The organism is Psychromonas aquatilis (genome assembly GCF_038155185.1).
Classification (GTDB): Bacteria; Pseudomonadota; Gammaproteobacteria; order Enterobacterales; family Psychromonadaceae; genus Psychromonas; species Psychromonas aquatilis.
Map to the genome: position 1 here is coordinate 1 of NZ_JBAKAZ010000028.1, position 18,619 is coordinate 18,619.

General features: G+C 37.1%; 14 protein-coding genes and 1 tRNA gene. 10 read left to right on the plus strand and 5 right to left on the minus strand.

What is annotated here, in order from left to right; all coding sequences use genetic code 11:
- Positions 1 to 259 precede the first annotated feature (259 nt).
- On the plus strand, positions 260 to 949 hold the full coding sequence (locus V6256_RS08705; RefSeq protein ID WP_341597817.1) for an ion channel: 690 nt from the start codon (positions 260 to 262) through the stop codon (positions 947 to 949).
- Positions 939 to 1,748 (plus strand): S-adenosylmethionine decarboxylase, encoded by an 810-nt coding sequence (locus V6256_RS08710; protein ID WP_341597819.1) that lies wholly within the window; start codon positions 939 to 941, stop codon positions 1,746 to 1,748. The genes V6256_RS08705 and V6256_RS08710 overlap by 11 nt, the downstream gene beginning before the upstream one ends.
- A 55-nt stretch (positions 1,749 to 1,803) precedes the next feature.
- On the opposite strand, the gene fbaA is transcribed toward V6256_RS08710, so the two are convergent.
- From fbaA to V6256_RS08735, 5 genes are all read right to left on the minus strand, one after another.
- Positions 1,804 to 2,880, minus strand: a complete 1,077-nt coding sequence (gene fbaA / locus V6256_RS08715) for a class II fructose-bisphosphate aldolase (protein WP_341597821.1) — start codon at positions 2,878 to 2,880, stop codon at positions 1,804 to 1,806.
- 108 nt (positions 2,881 to 2,988) lie between these two features.
- Positions 2,989 to 4,161 carry a phosphoglycerate kinase gene (locus tag V6256_RS08720; RefSeq protein WP_341597823.1) on the minus strand — a complete coding sequence of 391 codons (1,173 nt, stop codon included), beginning with the start codon at positions 4,159 to 4,161 and terminating at the stop codon, positions 2,989 to 2,991.
- 671 nt (positions 4,162 to 4,832) lie between these two features.
- On the minus strand, positions 4,833 to 5,447 hold the full coding sequence (locus V6256_RS08725) for a MarC family protein (protein ID WP_341597824.1): 615 nt from the start codon (positions 5,445 to 5,447) through the stop codon (positions 4,833 to 4,835).
- A gap of 506 nt (positions 5,448 to 5,953) precedes the next feature.
- A complete protein-coding gene (locus tag V6256_RS08730) occupies positions 5,954 to 7,219 on the minus strand; it encodes an alginate lyase family protein (RefSeq protein WP_341597825.1) in 1,266 nt (421 codons plus the stop codon).
- A 535-nt stretch (positions 7,220 to 7,754) separates the two neighbouring features.
- Positions 7,755 to 7,830: transfer RNA gene (locus tag V6256_RS08735), tRNA-Trp, on the minus strand.
- 382 nt (positions 7,831 to 8,212) lie between these two features.
- Between V6256_RS08735 and V6256_RS08740 the strand changes: the two genes are divergently transcribed.
- From V6256_RS08740 to acuI, 8 genes are all read left to right on the plus strand, one after another.
- Positions 8,213 to 9,340, plus strand: a complete 1,128-nt coding sequence (locus tag V6256_RS08740; RefSeq protein ID WP_341597827.1) for a phosphoserine transaminase — start codon at positions 8,213 to 8,215, stop codon at positions 9,338 to 9,340.
- Positions 9,341 to 9,617: 277 nt separating this feature from the next.
- The gene (gorA, locus tag V6256_RS08745; RefSeq protein WP_341597828.1) at positions 9,618 to 10,982 is read left to right on the plus strand and encodes a glutathione-disulfide reductase; all 1,365 of its coding nucleotides are present in this window, start codon (positions 9,618 to 9,620) and stop codon (positions 10,980 to 10,982) included.
- Between the two features lie 286 nt (positions 10,983 to 11,268).
- The gene (locus V6256_RS08750; RefSeq protein ID WP_341597829.1) at positions 11,269 to 12,150 is read left to right on the plus strand and encodes an NAD(P)-dependent oxidoreductase; all 882 of its coding nucleotides are present in this window, start codon (positions 11,269 to 11,271) and stop codon (positions 12,148 to 12,150) included.
- 819 nt (positions 12,151 to 12,969) lie between these two features.
- Positions 12,970 to 14,427, plus strand: coding sequence for a hypothetical protein (locus tag V6256_RS08755; protein ID WP_341597830.1), 1,458 nt, complete (start codon positions 12,970 to 12,972; stop codon positions 14,425 to 14,427).
- Between the two features lie 175 nt (positions 14,428 to 14,602).
- Complete coding sequence (locus V6256_RS08760; protein WP_341597855.1) at positions 14,603 to 14,812, plus strand: LamG-like jellyroll fold domain-containing protein; 210 nt, start codon at positions 14,603 to 14,605, stop codon at positions 14,810 to 14,812.
- Between the two features lie 152 nt (positions 14,813 to 14,964).
- Positions 14,965 to 16,707 carry a polysaccharide lyase family 7 protein gene (locus tag V6256_RS08765; protein ID WP_341597831.1) on the plus strand — a complete coding sequence of 581 codons (1,743 nt, stop codon included), beginning with the start codon at positions 14,965 to 14,967 and terminating at the stop codon, positions 16,705 to 16,707.
- A 178-nt stretch (positions 16,708 to 16,885) separates the two neighbouring features.
- Positions 16,886 to 17,518, plus strand: a complete 633-nt coding sequence (gene acuR, locus V6256_RS08770) for an acrylate utilization transcriptional regulator AcuR (RefSeq protein ID WP_341597832.1) — start codon at positions 16,886 to 16,888, stop codon at positions 17,516 to 17,518.
- A gap of 44 nt (positions 17,519 to 17,562) precedes the next feature.
- The gene (gene acuI / locus V6256_RS08775) at positions 17,563 to 18,546 is read left to right on the plus strand and encodes an acrylyl-CoA reductase (NADPH) (protein ID WP_341597833.1); all 984 of its coding nucleotides are present in this window, start codon (positions 17,563 to 17,565) and stop codon (positions 18,544 to 18,546) included.
- The last annotated feature ends 73 nt before the right edge of the window (positions 18,547 to 18,619 follow it).

The window sequence follows — 18,619 nt, forward strand, 5'->3', positions numbered from 1 at the left end:
TGCTTTGATGCAAGCAGGGAGACTAAAGTCACCGCCCCGAAGCGAACGTCAATACGACTAGTAAAGCTAACCTTTACCTCCTGATATCACTGATATAAAGAGTAGACAATCCCTCTGCAATATTCTATTTTTCACTAAATTGATGATATTGGGACCTTTCCTCATCAATTTAGTGAATACCGCACGACAACAACTTAAAATACGTATGTTAATTAACTACACTTCAATACCCGTATTAAAAATAGGAAAGCAAATCAACATGAGCAAACAGCCCCCTAAAAGAATAACAGGCAAAGATAACTTTTCTTATCTTTTACTCTCTCTTATCCTGCTACTTTTCTCTAGCGCTTGTGTTGAACAGTTTTTTGCAAGAACAGCATTAGGGCAATCTCTAGTATTGGGAATGACAGTGGTTACCATGTCAATAGGGGTACTTAGTGTTAAATCTAGTAGTTTTGCCTTTAAGAGTGGCTTGTTGCTCGTCTTAGGGACAGGTGTTACTGCATTTTTAGTGCACGTGCTTGATTTTATCGGTCTGAGCTATTTACACCTTATATTCATGTTATTGTTTTACATCATCACATTAAAAGAAGCTGCTAAACAAGCCCTCTTCTCAGGCTCTATCACCAAGAACAATATCATCGGCTCTATTTGTATTTATTTATTGCTAGGTTTGATTTGGGCGACTTTATATTTATTATTAATGGAGTTTATTCCGAGCTCATTTAATGGATTAAACGGTACGCAATGGCAAGATCATTTTCCCAATTTAATCTACTTTAGTTATGTCACACTAACTACATCAGGGTTTGGTGATTTATTAGCAACAACTCCCCTTTCACGTTTTCTAGTTTATATGGAAAGTATTATCGGTACCTTTTATATGGCTATTGCTGTATCCAGTTTAGTCGGTAGCGCAATTAACAATAGAACTAACCATGTTCTATGAAGGCACTGAGAAACGCTTATTGTTAGCCACAAAAGAAGTCAATCTACTTGCACTGGATGAGCTGTTTTGGCAAACATTAGTGACTCATTCAGGCGCAGAGATCCTCTCCTGTATTGAGAATACAGATATAAAAGCATACTTACTTTCAGAATCTAGTTTATTTGTATGGAAAAACAAACTGTTGCTGATTACCTGTGGTAATACTCAGCTTGTTAAAGCGGCTCTTTTTCTACAACAAGCACTAACAAAAGAAACAATCAGCACACTTATTTTCCAACGTCACCAAGCCCTAAAACCAGAATGCCAAAGCAGTAACTTTGAACAAGATAATCTATTATTAAAAAGATATTTTAATGGCCATCAACAACACTGGAATGATAAGTACCAAGGGGACTTATTTGTATTTGGCGAGTGTTCAGATAAAACCATCATAACGCAGAATATCTATATGTTTCACGGACTGCAAAGTGATTTTTCATGCAGCTTACAAAATAAACACGTACCAAAAGAACAGATTTTATCGGCAATCAAAATAGATGATTTTTTTGAAGGGTTAACAATAGATCATTTTAGCTTTAAACCTAAAGGATATTCCCTCAACGCTATCCGAGACCAAGATTATTTGACGATTCACTTAACACCAGAGAAGCTAAGTACTTATATCAGTATTGAAAGTAGTTACTCTGATCAAGACTGCGCAGCTTTCATTACTCACTTAAAGCAGCTTTTTTTACCTTCAAGAGAAAAAAGAATGCACTTCCAAACCGCAAGTAATAACCTAAAGATCGACATTTTTTAGATAAAAAAAAGCCAGCAATTAAGCTGGCTTAGTTATTTACTGAGTAAACAATAAATTATAATACGTCGATAGCATTAAGATCAGAGAATGCTTTCTCTAAACGAGCAACCATTGATGATTGGCCTGCACGTAACCATACACGTGGATCGTAGTATTTTTTGTTAGGTGCATCAGGACCCGTTGGGTTACCGATTTGACCTTGTAAGTAATCACGGTTAGCAGCTTCGTAACCGCGAACACCATCCCAACATGCCCACTGTGTATCTGTATCGATGTTCATTTTGATAACACCGTAACCGATAGACTCTTGGATTTCTGCTTCAGAAGAACCAGAACCACCGTGGAATACGAAGTTTAATGCATCAGCAGCAATACCGTGCTTTTCAGAAACGTATGCTTGTGAATCACGTAGGATTGTTGGAGTCAGTTTAACGTTACCTGGCTTGTATACACCGTGTACGTTACCGAAAGAAGCAGCGATAGTGAAACGTGGGCTGATTTTTGATAGTTCAACGTATGCATAATCAACTTCTGATGGTTGAGTGTAAAGTAAAGACTCATCCATATCAGAGTTATCAACACCGTCTTCTTCACCACCAGTACAACCTAGTTCGATTTCTAGCGTCATACCCATTTTTTCCATACGAGCTAGGTATTTACCACAGATTTCAATGTTTTCTTCTAGTGGCTCTTCAGAAAGGTCGATCATGTGTGAAGAGAATAATGGCTTACCAGTTTCAGCGAAGTGAGCTTCAGAAGCGTCTAATAGTCCGTCAATCCATGGTAATAATTTTTTAGCCGCGTGGTCAGTATGTAGAATAACTGGAACGCCGTAAGCAGCAGCCATTGCGTGAACATGCTTAGCACCAGAAACAGCACCTAAGATTGCCGCTTCTTGCCCTTCAAGTTTAAGGCCTTTACCAGCATTGAACGCAGCGCCGCCATTTGAAAACTGAATAACAACTGGTGCTTTAACTTTAGCAGCAGCTTCAAGTACAGCATTGATTGAATCAGAACCAACAACATTTACAGCTGGAAGTGCAAATTTATGCTCTTTAGCAACAGCAAATACTTTTTGAACATCATCACCAGTAATTACACCAGGTTTTACAACGTCTAAGATTTTAGTCATGTGATACATCCTATCTATTATTAAATTTTAAAATATATTTATACTTTTAATTATCGCACAAAGATAACGTATAAAAAAGCGAGTTAAAAACTCGCTATAAACATTTGATTAATCGTTGGCACGTAATTCTAACATTGCAACAGCTGGTAACTCTTTACCTTCAACAAATTCAAGGAAAGCACCACCACCAGTAGAAATGTAAGAAACATCTGCCGTGATATTAAATTTATCAATTGCTGCTAATGTATCGCCGCCACCAGCAACAGAGAATGCTTCAGACTCTGCAATTGCTTTAGAAATACCAGCTGTACCCGCTTCAAAGTTTTTGAATTCAAATACGCCAACAGGACCGTTCCAAAGAATTGTTTTTGCTTCTTTTAAGATAGTTGCTAATGCAGCAGTTGATTCAGGACCTAAGTCGAAGATCATGTCATCATCTTGCACGTCTGCAACGTTTTTAATTTCAGCTTCAGCATTTTCATCAAATGCTTTTGCACAAGCAACATCAGTTGCAACAGGGATTGCACAATCAACCATTAATTTTTTAGCTGTATCAACTAAGTCCGCTTCATATAATGATTTACCAACATTGTGGCCTTGTGCTGCGATAAATGTGTTAGCAATACCACCACCAACAACTAGTTGGTCAGCAACTTTAGATAGAGACTCTAATACAGTTAGTTTAGTCGATACTTTAGAACCACCAACGATAGCAACTAACGGACGAGCTGGCTTGTCCATTGCTTTACCTAGTGCTTCTAATTCAGCAGCTAATAGTGGGCCAGCACATGCAACAGGAGCAAATAGACCAGCACCATTAGTAGAAGATTGAGCACGGTGAGCCGTACCAAATGCATCCATTACATATACATCACATAATGCAGCTAATTGCTTAGATAGTGTTTCATCGTTTTTCTTTTCGCCTTTGTTAAAACGAACGTTTTCAAGAACAACAACTTCACCTTCGTTTACTTCAAGGCCATTTAAATAGTCAGTCGCTAAGCGAACAGGTACATCTAGCGCTTCATTTAAGTAATCAACAACTGGTTGTAAAGAGAATGCTGCGTTTTCTTCAGCAGATGCACCTTCAGTTGGACGGCCTAAGTGAGACGTTATCATTAGTTTAGCGCCTTTCTCTAACGCTAACTTGATAGTTGGAATAGAAGCACGAATACGCGCGTCAGACGTTACTTTACCATCTTTAATTGGCACATTAAGATCTTGACGAATAAATACACGTTTACCGGCTAAGTCTAAATCAACCATTTTTTTAACTGACATGATGAGTCCTCTTATTTAATTTAAAAACTATAGAATTCTTATTGTTTTACCTAGTTCTAATAGGCTTCATAATGGCAAAGCCACAATACAACCTGATATCGCCTATACTTTGATATAGAGCACATTATAAAGCAAAGTCTAAGTTAGTTCGAACGTAAATAATAATGTTTGCTAATTTACCTTTTTAGTACCATCAATAGATATGATTTACATCAGTTTAGGTAATGTTAGCGGACATTATTAACCAGTATAAAGCTTATACATGATTCGCATCATATACCCCCTTTCCTTTATTTTGAACCAACTTATTAAAGGGAGGTTTGCGGAACGCTTACTTATACCAATTATATTAAATAAATGTTCTAAACATTGCGCAGGAAAAATGGCTGAGTTCAAGGCGTAATTTAAGCCTTTCGTCGATTAACTTCGTTAATAGTCTATCGGAGAATTAACGATAAGATGTTAATTCTTTAATAGTTGTTCTATTTGCGAAAATCACAACGAAAAAATAAGTTATTTTAACAAGTAAAATAGAGCAGTTAATTAGTGTGATTGGTATTAGCCAAGGGTTTGCATTGAAGCTTGCTAGGGTAACAAGCTTCATTGTGTTTATTCGTGTAAGAAAATTGGTAGAGATAAAGTGAAAAGCTTTTTAAAATTAACAATAAAAGTTAAAGGGATAATGAAAAATAACTGGTAACACCCCCTAGCACATTCGTTACCGCAACTGAGGCTAATATCATCCCCATCACACGACTAATTAAACTTGCACCAGCATTACCAATAACACGATGAATTTGTGTCGCTAATAACATAAGTACCATAGTAATTAATAAAACCGAGATCATGACCAGTGCGGTTTGAGTCTGCTCCCAAATTGTATGTTTGGAGTTCTCAGTTAATAATACAATAGCCAACATAGCGCCAGGACTCGCAATTGATGGTGTCGCTAAAGGAAAAATGGCCGTCTCACTCTGTTTTGGCGCAATCTTTAACTCTACATCGGGTTTACTTTCACCAAAAATCATAGATAAAGCGAATAAAAATAAAATAATCCCGCCTGCAATTTGGAATGCAGATAAAGGAATACCAATAGAAGTCATTACATACTCACCAGCCACCAAGAAAAAGAGTAGAATAATGGCAGAGTAAAAGGTCGCTTTTAATGCAACTTTCACTTTCTCTTTTTTATCAAATAAGCTAGTGACCCCAATAAAGACAGGTATAGTGCCAATCGGGTCTATTACAGCAAACAAGAAAATAAAGACTGCAAAAAAATCTATCATATAAGTTAAATCTCACTTTTAATTTTCTGGGGAAGGTTAATAACATAGTACAGGCAGGACTTCATATTTCAAACAATTAGATAGCGTAAATTAGATTACTATTTGGTATTTAACGCAAATTATTATGACTAAAATAATATAAAAAATAACAGAAGAGAAAAGGATTAGTGCGTAGATAAAATAGAAACTAACATGAATAAAAAAATAGAGGGTTGTAGAAACAACAAAGCCCCGACAATTAATTGTCGAGGCTTCATATAAAATGTGGCAAGGGGAGAGATTCGAACTCCCAATATACGGATTTGGAATTCTTCACCTTGAATAATATTAAAAGTGATTTAATACGATCTAGTTTAATTTAGACCTAGCTTTAACTGTATTAATGAAGATCTATTACATATTGATATTACACATAAATGACTGTACAGACTGAATGCCGTTCACTTAAGCTGAACGACATTAACCTTACGGTGACCTTGTATTAATTATCTATAATATGTTTCAGATTAAATAAATAACGGCATTTTTAATAAGTATCTAAAGTACATTTTCTCTTGGTATAACTCTTTCTTATCATTATTTTTTAGCCCTTCAATGCGAGCATCTAATAAAGACTGCTCAGCTTCACTGCGAAGATCTTGAGGAATACGAGCTAAACTAGGAATCAAGTAATCAGGCACGACACCTTGCACACTAATATTATAAGTCCACTCAGCACCATTAGCTGCTGGAATTAAGAAATCAATACCTGTTAATAACGTCGCGCCGTTTTCTGCTTTAGTATCCCAAAAAGAAATATCAGCTTTATCTGCAACCATTGCAACAGCTGTTAATGCATCAAGATTAAAAGCACTGTAGAAATAAGAACGAGTACGCTCTAATTCATGAGGTTGCGCCCCTTCTTTATCAAATTGGCCAGCAAAAATAGTTTGTGCCAATTCAACAGCAGGTGCAATTTTTTCAGTTTTATCTAAATAAAGTGCAATTGCTGACACTTGGTATGCATACCAAGAACCGTGGTTATTTGTCTGTTTTGCTCCCTCTTTCCCTAGATCACTTTCTGTTAACCAAGTTAAGTATTCAGTTAACCAAGCATTCATCTTTTTCTCATCATCAGCAGTCCAGTATTTAGATGCAGAGAAAATTGTGATTGAATCCAAAACACGTTGTGGAATGATACGTCCATCTAATATGCCTGAACGACGACCATTGTCATTACCTGGTACACTTTGAGCATATTGAAGGTTTGGGTTCATGCGAGTCGCATCATCTAAAAACCATGTACGGATTTGGCTAACACCTTTTTCAGCATACTTTTCATTTCCAGAATAATAATAAGCATAAGAAAGATCTTGGATGCTCTTAGTCGTAAATTCTATTCTTCCTTTATCAACATCCCCTTTTTGAGTGTCTGGATTTGTTTGTCCATCTTTACGAATCCATGGTAAGCCATCTTCTTTGCTTGGATCTGGCCACCAATAGCGGCTTAGACTAAGATAATCATGCTTATCTTCAGAAGGTGCAGTAAACCCCTTGTCCATCACACTTTGGTTTTTAGTCGCTAATAACTCATCAGCTTGAGATAGTAACTCTTGGTAAGCAGCTAAACTTTCTGCTGATGCCGTTTTATTTTGCAAACTTACTTTTGTTTGCTCTAATTTTTGAGCATCTGTATTAACAAACGTTTGAGCAAATATAGAGCCTGAAAAAAATAACGTTGTTACCAACGCAATTAAAGATGAGTATTTTGATAAATGACGATTTATGACCACGAGAACTCCTAAAGTAATAATTAAATATTTGATTGCATGGACGTTTTAAACCCTATTCAAACTAATACCAATCACACTAATTAACTGATCTATTTTACTTGCTAAAATAACTTATTTCTTCGTTGTAATTTTCGCAAATAGAACAACTATTTAACTCAAATTACGCCTTAAACTAAGTCATTTTTTCTGCGCAAAATTTAGATCACTTATTTAATATAATTGGTATAAGAATGTGAAATAAGATAATTGTATTACGTATGATAAAACTAATATGAGCTTTAAAAACAAACATTTATCACAGAATTGCAAATAACCTTGAAATGCAGGGAGTAAGAATAAAAAAGCAACTTTAGGAAAGAATAATGGATTATAATTTTTTAAAGCGATTGAAAATTGAAATATATACAGGAATATCTATAGGAAAAAGGTCAAAACAAGCAGTATAAAATTTAATATTAAGGAATAAAGCTACCTAACGTTTTGATAACCCTAGAAACAACAAAGCCCCGACAATGTCGAGGCTTCATATAAAATGTGGCAGGGGTGGAGAGATTCGAACTCCCAACATACGGATTTGGAATCCGTCGTTCTGCCGTTGGAACTACACCCCTGCAGACGGAACGGATAATACCTAAGCCAAAAATAAAGTAAAGCGCTTTTTTAATGAAAATGAAACAACTGACTGTAAAGTAATCAAACAACTCTTTTTATCACGCTTATTACCTAAATTTAGGCTTTCTGGTGCATTACTACTTTCTTTCTCTACTCTTATTTTAACCAATCGCCTTATATTCAATCTTGTGTTTAATCTTAATGACGTATTTATTGGCTTAAGAAGATTTAACTACTTGTTGGCCATTCTCATACAGACTGCAATTAAACAATAACCTGTTAATTAATTAAGTATTAGCTAAAATAATGCTGTACAGCATAGGCAAATAACATTATTTTTTATCCTCCCTCACCTAAATTGCTTTAAAAGGACCCGATTCAATGAGTACCCCAGAACCAACGATTAAACCGAACACACCTAACTTTTCATCTGGCCCTTGTGCTAAACGACCTGGATACAGCTTAGCTTCATTAGATACATCAACACTAGGTCGCTCACATCGCTCTGCATTGGGTAAAGGTGCTTTGCAAAAAGTAATAGATGATACTGCTGAGCTATTGAATCTGCCTGAAGGTTATCGTGTTGGTATCGTACCTGCTTCTGATACTGGGGCAATGGAAATGATCATGTGGTCAATGTTGGGCCCACGCGCTGTTGATATTTGTTATTGGGAATCATTTGGTAAAGGTTGGTTTACTGATATCACTAAACAACTAAAACTAGAAAAGGTAAATGAGATCAAAGCGGGTTATGGACAACTGCCTGATCTTAGCCAGGTTAACCCTGAAAATGATTGTATTTTCACTTGGAATGGAACGACCTCAGGTGTCAAGGTTAACAATGCAGACTTCATTAGTGAACAACGTGGTGGACTGACTATTTGTGATGCCACTTCTGCCGTTTTTGCGATGTCGATGCCTTGGGAAAAATTAGATGTAACCACTTTTAGCTGGCAAAAAGTATTAGGTGGCGAAGGTGGTCACGGCGTAATTATTTTAAGCCCACGAGCCGTTGAACGTTTAGAAAGTTACACTCCAAGCTGGCCACTACCAAAAATATTTCGTTTAACCGCCGGTGGCAAATTAATTGATGGTATTTTTACAGGCGCAACGATTAATACACCTTCTATGTTGTGTGTAGCAGACTATCAGGATGCATTAAACTGGGTTAGGTCAATTGGCGGCGTTGAAGCTTGTATCCAAAAATCTCAAGCTAACCTTGCTGTATTAAGCGAATTTGTTGCAAATAATGAATGGATCCAATTTTTAGCAGAAAGCGAAGATATTTGCTCCAACACCAGCGTATGTTTCTCTGTTGATTTATCCGATCAGCAATTGAAGCAATTTATTAAATTACTTGCTGATAAAGAAGTTGCTTTTGATATTGGTGCATATAAAGATGCGCCTAGTGGCTTACGTATTTGGTGTGGTAGTACGGTTGAACAAAGCGATTTAGAAGCATTAACACCATGGTTAACATGGGCCTACGACATGGTAACTAAAGGCTAATAATAGGCGACTTGTCTATTTAGTTGGATATAAACAGCTAATCTGTACTCTCTAAATATAAAAAGCCATTAATTTATCAGGATGCTTACAAAGCATTCTGATAAAGCCCCTCTCTCCCTTACTCCTCAGAATAAATACTTCAGTTATTGAGACTTTAGCTAACATAAAATAAAAAATTCCACCTCAGCACTATGGTTTATTACGGGAATACTGTAACTTAACCCTATTCAAAAAATTTCAATTAGCTTTCAGTATTCTAGAATAAAATGAGGTCTCCATGAGCGACAAACAATTTGATTTTGATTACATCTGTATTGGTGGCGGAAGCGGCGGTATCGCTTCAGCAAATCGTGCTTCAATGTATGGTGCAAAAGTTGCCATTATCGAAGCGAAAGATCTTGGTGGTACTTGTGTTAATGTAGGTTGTGTACCTAAAAAAGTAATGTGGCACGGAGCACAAGTTGCCGAAGCGATTAACCTTTACGCTGAAGATTACGGCTTTGATTTAGATGTAAAAGGCTTTAGTTGGGCAAAAATGGTTGAAAACCGTCAAGCTTATATCGGTCGCATCCATGAGTCTTATGACCGTGTTTTAGGAAAAAACAAAGTCGAAGTAATTAAAGGTTTTGCGACTTTTGTAGATAAAAATACCGTTGAAGTTGACGGCAAACAATACACAGCTAAACACATTACTATTGCAACAGGTGGCCGCCCTACTATTCCAAACATTCCTGGTGCGGAATTAGGTATCGACTCAAACGGTTTCTTTGATATTGTTGAGCAACCAAAACGTGTCGCTATCGTCGGTGCTGGTTATATTGCAGTAGAAATCGCTGGTGTTTTAAGTGCACTAGGTACAGAGACACATCTTTTTGTGCGTAAAGAATCACCTTTACGTAGCTTTGACCCATTAATCGTTGACACGTTAGTCGAGGTAATGGCAGCTGAAGGCCCTACCCTGCATACTCACTCAACACCAAAAGAAGTCACTAAAGAAGATGATGGTAGCATCACATTGCACCTAGAAAATGGTCAAAGTCAAAATGTTGATACGTTAATTTGGGCTATTGGTCGTCACCCTAGCACTGACCAAATCAACTTATCAGCAACAGGCGTTGAAACCAACAAAGCTGGTTATATCAAGGTCGATGAGTACCAAGAAACGAATATCCCTGGGATTTACTGTGTCGGCGATATTATGGAAAATGGCGTAGAGCTTACCCCTGTCGCAATAAAAGCAGGTCGTCAGTTATCAGAACGTTTATTTAACAACAAGCCTGAAGCTAAAATGGATTACAACTTGATCCCAACAGTTGTATTTAGTCACCCACCGATTGGTACCATTGGTCTAACGGAATCTGAAGCGGTTGAGCAATATGGCGAGAAAAACGTTAAAGTTTACCAATCTGGCTTTACTGCTATGTATTCAGCAGTTACTAAACACCGCCAGCCATGCAAAATGAAATTGGTTTGTGCTGGTGATAATGAAGTGGTCGTAGGCCTTCACGGTATCGGCTTTACTGTTGACGAAATGATTCAAGGCTTCGCTGTGGCAATGAAAATGGGCGCGACTAAAGCTGATTTTGATAGTGTTGTTGCGATTCACCCAACAGGCTCAGAAGAGTTTGTTACCATGACATAACATTATTGATTAAATAAATATTAAAAACTGGTTGTAAAGCAGCCAGTTTTTATTCTAGCCTTAATCCTATAACTTACTCATTAATCAGTGAATTTAACGACTTTACAATAAAGATAATTGGCAATTTATTTGCAAAACTTCTTTACCTCACCTTGATCAATCTTCAATTATTAACACAAAATCAGCACTTATAAAGTATCAACGATTGCTATCATTGGATCAGATCTATATCATTTACCACGATTTTAAATCATCATACAATTAATATATTCAGGAGTTAAATATTATGACTAAACCAGTAATCGGTTTTATCGGTCTTGGCCTTATGGGCGGCAACATGGTTGAAAACCTACAAAAACGTGGCTACCAAGTAAACGTAATGGACCTAAGCCAAGATGCAGTTGATGCTGTGCTTGCTCGTGGTAACGCAACTCAATTTACTTCTGCAAAAGAATTAGCAGCGGCTTCTGACGTTGTTGAATTTTGTCTTACAACTTCAGCTGTTGTTGAAAAAATCGTTAACGGTGAAGATGGTGTTTTAGCTGGTATCAAACCAGGATCTACATTAATTGACTTCGGTACATCTATCCCTGCTTCTACAATCCAAATCGGTGCACAACTAGCAGAAAAAGGTTGTGGTATGATCGATGCACCACTAGGTCGTACACCTGCACACGCTAAAGATGGTCTATTAAACATCATGGCTGCTGGTGACCTTGAGACATTTGAAAAAGTTAAACCTCTTCTAGAAGAGCAAGGCGAAAACGTATTCCATCTAGGTAAATTAGGTGCTGGTCATACAACTAAATTAATCAATAACTTCATCGGTATGACTACAGTAACTGCTATGTCACAAGCATTCGCAGTAGCTAAAGCAGCTGGTGTTGACGGTCAACAATTATTTGACATCATGTCAGCTGGTCCATCAAACTCTCCTTTCATGCAATTCACTAAATTCTACGCTGTAGATGGCGAAGAAAAATTAGGTTTCTCTGTTGCTAATGCAAACAAAGACCTTGGTTACTTTGTTGCTATGTGTAACGATTTAAACACTAAATCTTTAATTGCTGAAGGTACATCTGCAAACTTACAAGCAGCTGTTGATGCTGGTCTTGGTCAAAACGACGTACCAAAAATCTTTGATTACTTCACTTCATTAGAAAAGTAATTAGATAATCAATGAATCTAACGGCTATCCAGGCTATTAATCTAGCTTGATAGCCGTTTTTTTATACCTTATTGATTTCCGCACACTACATTTCAACACACTAATCTATAGCGGGTTACGCTTTCCCTATTCCCATCATACAAAGTGTCATACTGTGCATAACAATCTTATTTTTTATGTGTATTAATGGCTAGATTTAGCTTCTTATCCACCTAATAAACCTATCGAACAGTAGTAGTATTATTTACTATTTGCTCAATACCAGTGCATATCAACAACCACAATGACATAAAGCTTCTATGTATTTATTTGTGATGTCACAACAACATTTATCTTAAAAATTAAACATAAATACCACAAATACAATAATAACGACTCTCATAAAAATCCATTTAATCATACAAGAATATAAACGTGATATTAAAATGACTATTACGTACCCTTGTACTTTTACACTTAAAGTCTAAAAAATAAAAAACATTAAAAGAAAATCATATGCTACTGATTTAAAAGAACTTAATTTATTACCCCTTACATTTCCATTTGATTTTCTAATAAAAAAATTAAGAATGAAGAACAGAATAAAGCTTTTATTTTGAAATAATTTAACTTTCAACAGGATAAAAACAAGCAAATAAACATACAAATACCCTTAAAAACAAGCTTAAAAATGTTGCTTAGATCTCCTTTATTGACCATAAAAGGGCATCAATGAGAGCAAGATCATTTTATTCATACAGCGTGTTTGCCTCTTCCATGAGCTTCCTTAAGAATAAGCTTATAAATCATACTAAAGATATTTAGCAGAAGGGAATGAATATGAAAAAGGGACAAAAAATGAAATTAACTAAAGTGGCAGCAGCACTAAGTGCTGTATTACTTTTTGGCTGTGATGACATAACCCCAAATTCTACAGATAGTGGTTCAGGTTCAGGAACTGACTCTGGTATTGATTCAGGTACTGGTTCAGGTACTGGTTCAGGCTCTGGTACTGACTCAGGTTCAGGTACAAACCTAGCTGCTCAAATTCTAGATACACTAATAGATGATGGTGGTGAACTAAGAGTTAAACTAGCAGATGCCGCACAGGTTAGCGAAATTGTGTCAGGCCAAGTTAGTGCAACACTACAACTACAACTAGATTCAGATACGACTATTACGTCTGAAGAAACAAAAAATACAGGCTACGTATCTATTTATTCAGAAGGTACTTCAAACAGTAACCTGCATGGTGATATTATTTTTGCTAGTAATGGTGTCATCAAGCAACGTGATGAAAATGGCGATCAAATTGAAGTAGAAGGTGCCACTTATACTGAAGGTGATGCTATTGATTTTGTTGCAAAATGGGATGAAACAACTTATTCATTCTCGCTTGATGGAGGCGAAACATTCTTTGGCCCTTATGCGAGTAAAGACAAAACACCAGTAACGGTTATCTCATTTAAATTAGGCGATACATCAGGGCAGTCAAATCATGAATTCAATGTAGATGATGTGGTTATCGAAGACGCTGGTGCCTCAGTATTTAGCGATAACTTTGACTCTTACACTGAAGGTGAATCTTTAGATCCAGAACTCAATGCAGATGCTATTTACAATAAGAGCTCTTCTGAAGCAACAGTGCAAATAGTTAGTTTCGGCACAGGCTCTACTGATGGCGGCGAAGACGGTAGTGAAGGCGGCGATGATGGCAGTGCAGGCGGCAGTGGAGATGGTAGTGAAGGCGGCGATGGTGAGTTTCCTGAAGCAGTAGATGAATTTAATTTTACTAATGGTGCATATACAAACAGTGGCTCTGCTTCAACCCCTTTAAAAGGCTCAAATAATGATACGTTTGTAATTAGCCAAGCAATGGGAGCTACAGGCGATGAAAATACAGCATTAAAATTTGATCAGGATGTAGCTGAAGTAGAAGAAGTAGATGTCAATATAGAAGAAAGTAATAAACCTTATGCTCATTTAGAATATACAAGTGAAGCAGGATCTGGGGCTGATCAGCTTACTGGCTCATTCACTTTAGAAACCGTTTTAAACCTATCTAGTAGAACGATTGCAAATGATGTTGCACTTATTGATTTTGCAGATACTAAAGAATATTTAGGATTTAAAACATATATTGAAAAAGATGATAGCACTGTTAAATTTAAAATATATGGGGCAATTGATACAGAAACAGGAGAAGGTTTATCAACAGAAGTGGCTACTTCCAATCCTTTAACAACTGAATCATGGAATCATATAGCAGCAGTATATAATACCAATCACACTAATTAACTGATCTATTTTACTTGTTAAAATAACTTATTTCTTCGTTGTCATTTTCGCAAATAGAACAACTATTTAACTCAAATTACGCCTTGAACTCAGTCATTTTTCCTGCGCAAAATTTAGATCACTTATTTAATATAATTGGTATAACTCCGAATCAAGTAACGATGATTATGGAACAATTACTATTTATATTAATGGTGTTAAGTCTGAAAGTAAAAGCGTTACTTTTAAGCCAGCAAAAAACGTAGCAACAGATAAGTTTGTGATAGGTGGAGGTTCAAGTAATTCAGATAAAAACCTTGACGGTAGCTTAGATAATATAGCAACTTGGAATACTGCATTAACCGAAGCACAAATCATAGAGCGTGCAACTCAATTTGGGTTGTAAAATACCAACATGATAAGTTAATAAGCTGGGCTTAATTATTAAGTTCAGCTTATTAAGCTCCCATCATATTCAATATATTTATAAAAACTTACTCTAATTACTTTAACAAGCCTTTTTCTATTTCCAACTATCATAAACATGGAACTCAAACCGTGAAACTTCAAATACCAGCAATCACTTTATTATCAGTTATCCTTTCTGCGTGTGGCGGGAGTGGTGGAAGTGGTGGCAGCAATGACACAACAGAAAGCCCGTCTAACTCAGGTTCAACCACTGCACCTACACAAGCCAATCAAGTTCCATACGATGTCCCTGCTTATATTAAGGCACTTAACCAAGCCAATTTACAACAAAACAATCCACCAAGTAGCAGTAAAAGCGATGTAGTGGACGCAGGTGAATATAACGGGTTTGATAATGACTATTTCTATATTGATAGCGACACAGGGTGGCTAACGTTCTCTATGAGTGATGACAGCAACCGCTCTGAGTTACGCTTTGTTGATAACTTTAAAACGAATACCAGTAAAATTTATACCTTAAGTGCAGAGGTATTACCGATCAACCCAAGTGCATCAGTAGCTAATAGCAGTGATGGACAAGAGATGACCTTAATGCAAGTGCATAACAAAGGTACATCAGCTAAAACAGATGATTCGGTATTATCACACCCATTGTTACGTATTGTTTGGGATGGAGAAAGCCGCACCGATGATGATACAGGCGATGCTTACAGTAACGCTTACTGGGCAATCATTAAAACCAATGACTTTGAGTGTAGTAATTCAAGTGGTGATAACTACAATGCCAACTGCCCGGATTCCTATGATTTTTATTACCTAGCAGATTATGACTCAGCAACGCCAACCAAATTTGATATTGAAGTAGGTGATAGCCGTTTAAAAATTGATGTCGATGACCAGCAAAAAGTAAATTTCGATATCACTTACTGGGATGCACTTTATAGTTATTTCAAAGTCGGTGTTTATAACCAATTTGAAAATGGTACCAGTACGGTGCAATTCAAAAGCCTGATCCTTAATGACAGCAAGCTACCATTTGCAGCATTAGATGAAACAGAAGCACCTTCAGAAAACTTTAATTTAGCTAGTTGGTATTTAAGTATTCCAACCGATGATGATAACAGTGGCACAGCAGATTCAATTAAAGAAGACGATCTAAACGACGGTTTTGAAGAGTACCCTTACTTTTACACCTCTACAGATGATGGCGGCATGGTTTTCTATGATGATGGAGAAGGTTATAAAACCTCAAAAAATACCGCTTATACACGTACTGAACTACGTGAAATGTTAAGAGAAGGTGATACTAGTATTTCCACTCAAGGCGTCAATAAAAACAACTGGGTATTCTCTTCAACATCAACAAGCGAGCAAGCTAAAGCAGGTGGTGTCGATGGTATTTTAGATGCAACCCTTGCAGTTAACCAAGTTACTACTAGCGGCGACGATTACCAAATTGGACGTGTCATAATAGGGCAAATACACGCAAAAGATGATGAACCTGTACGCCTTTACTACCGAAAACTACCAAACAACAGCAAAGGATCGATTTATTTTGCTCATGAGCCACGAACAGGCTCAGAAGTATGGGTTAACATGATCGGAAGCCGAAGTGATAATGCCAGTAACCCAAGCGATGGTATTGCATTGGATGAAAAATTCTATTATCAAATAAAAGTTGTTGGAGACCTATTAAGCGTAACGATTATGCGCGATGGAAAAGATGATGTTGTTAGCACTTTTGATATGTCCAATAGTGGTTACGATCAAGATGGTCAATACATGTACTTTAAAGCTGGCGTTTACAATCAAAATAATACCGGAGGAGATGCTGCACAAGCGACCTTCTATTATTTAAATAACCGCCACTAAACTCTCGTTTATCATTTACCCTAAAAGCCTATTTGACGTTTTAAATGGGCCTTTTTTACCCCCTAACCTTCCCGATACTTTCTCCCTTCTACAAAAATAAAAGCTAAAAAGACTGCACCTCTACATTTTTAATAAAAGATTTTGCAATTAAATAGACGATCGGTCTATTATTCATATTATGACAATGACAATACAAAAACCACGACGTGGTAGACCCTCAAAACATTCACAGCATAGTAGTGAAACAAAAGCGGCTTTAATTCGCAGCGGTCTTGAGCAACTCACTGAAAGTGGCTTCGCTGCTTCTGGCATCGACCCTATTTTAAAAAAAGTAGGTGTACCTAAAGGTTCTTTTTATTATTACTTTACTAATAAGGAAGCATTTGGATTAGCAATTATTGAAAGCTATGCGCTGTATTTTGAAAATAAATTAGACAAGTATTTGTTAGATGAAACCTACTCACCACTCGCTCGTATTAATCGCTTTGTTGAGAGTGCCAAATCAGGCATTACTCGTCACCATTTCAAACGAGGCTGTTTAGTGGGTAATTTAGGGCAAGAAGTAGATTTATTACCAGAAAGCTTCCGCCCATTATTAATTGCCATATTTAAATCCTGGCAACAACGTATTGCAGCCTGTTTAAAGCAAGCTCAAATACACAAAGAATTAGCAATTGACGCCGATTGTGAGTTATTAGCAGATGGTTTTTGGATTGGTTGGGAAGGTGCAGTGAGTCGCAGTAGATTAGTGCAAAGCTGCGAGCCAATAGACAATTACTTCAAGCACTTTCTTGCAACCTTACCACAATAAATTTTTATTATTATCAATAGACAACGAGTCTGATAGGAGTAGTTATGTTCAATGGCATTTTAATCGAGAAAGACGAACAGGGTTATCGCTCTACAATACAACAAATTGACGAAGCGCTATTACCAGAAGGTGATGTCACGATCAAAGTAGAATACAGCACTTTAAATTATAAGGATGCGCTGGCTATCACAGGTAAAGGCCCTGTTGTGCGTCATTTTCCAATGATCCCCGGTATTGATTTAGTGGGTACCGTCATTGATAGCAATGCTAAAAAGTTTCAATCAGGTGACCAAGTGTTATTAAATGGGTTTGGTGTCGGTGAAGTGCATTGCGGCGGACTAGCTGAAAAAGCACGTTTAAAAAGTGATTGGTTAATCCCGCTACCAACTGCCTTCTCTGCGCGACAAGCCATGTCCATTGGCACCGCGGGTTACACAGCAATGTTATGTGTACTGGCTTTAGAAAAACATGGAATAACCGCTGATAAAGGTGACATTCTAGTCACAGGTGCCAATGGTGGCGTTGGTAGCTTTGCCATCACTTTATTAAGTAAGTTAGGTTATCGCGTAGTGGCATCAACGGGCCGAGTTGAGGAAGCAAGCTACCTTAAAAAATTAGGTGCAGCAGAGGTTATTGATCGCGCTGAGCTATCTGAACCTGGTCGCCCATTAGCGAAAGAGCGTTGGGCTGCCGCGATCGATTCAGCAGGTAGCCATACTTTAGCGAATATTTGTGCCAGCCTAAAATACGGTGGCGTCGTTGCAGCTTGTGGTTTAGCACAAGGCATGGATTTACCAAGCACTGTGATGCCATTTATTTTACGAGGCATCACATTAGCAGGTATTGATAGTGTGATGCGCCCTACTGCAGATAGGATCGAAGCATGGGAACGTTTAGCGACATTATTAGATAAAGATGTACTAGATGATATTGCTCAAGAGATAACGCTAGACCAAGCAATAACAACAGCTAATCAACTGATTACAGGAAAGGTACGTGGCCGTGTAGTAGTTAATATTAATGGTTAAAACTATCTAGTTATATAAATTCACGAAAATCTAACGAAAGCACTTTATCGCTGGTTTTCGTGAAACTTACCTC

Excerpts from the sequence above, each read along its gene's own strand:
- gorA (WP_341597828.1), top strand. The coding sequence starts at position 9,618 with ATGAGCGACAAACAATTTGATTTTGATTACATCTGTATTGGTGGCGGA.
- V6256_RS08755 (WP_341597830.1), top strand. The coding sequence starts at position 12,970 with ATGAAAAAGGGACAAAAAATGAAATTAACTAAAGTGGCAGCAGCACTA.
- V6256_RS08720 (WP_341597823.1), bottom strand. The coding sequence starts at position 4,161 with ATGTCAGTTAAAAAAATGGTTGATTTAGACTTAGCCGGTAAACGTGTA.
- V6256_RS08725 (WP_341597824.1), bottom strand. The coding sequence starts at position 5,447 with ATGATAGATTTTTTTGCAGTCTTTATTTTCTTGTTTGCTGTAATAGAC.
- V6256_RS08705 (WP_341597817.1), top strand. The coding sequence starts at position 260 with ATGAGCAAACAGCCCCCTAAAAGAATAACAGGCAAAGATAACTTTTCT.
- V6256_RS08750 (WP_341597829.1), top strand. The coding sequence starts at position 11,269 with ATGACTAAACCAGTAATCGGTTTTATCGGTCTTGGCCTTATGGGCGGC.
- fbaA (WP_341597821.1), bottom strand. The coding sequence starts at position 2,880 with ATGACTAAAATCTTAGACGTTGTAAAACCTGGTGTAATTACTGGTGAT.
- acuR (WP_341597832.1), top strand. The coding sequence starts at position 16,886 with ATGACAATGACAATACAAAAACCACGACGTGGTAGACCCTCAAAACAT.
- acuI (WP_341597833.1), top strand. The coding sequence starts at position 17,563 with ATGTTCAATGGCATTTTAATCGAGAAAGACGAACAGGGTTATCGCTCT.
- V6256_RS08710 (WP_341597819.1), top strand. The coding sequence starts at position 939 with ATGTTCTATGAAGGCACTGAGAAACGCTTATTGTTAGCCACAAAAGAA.
- V6256_RS08740 (WP_341597827.1), top strand. The coding sequence starts at position 8,213 with ATGAGTACCCCAGAACCAACGATTAAACCGAACACACCTAACTTTTCA.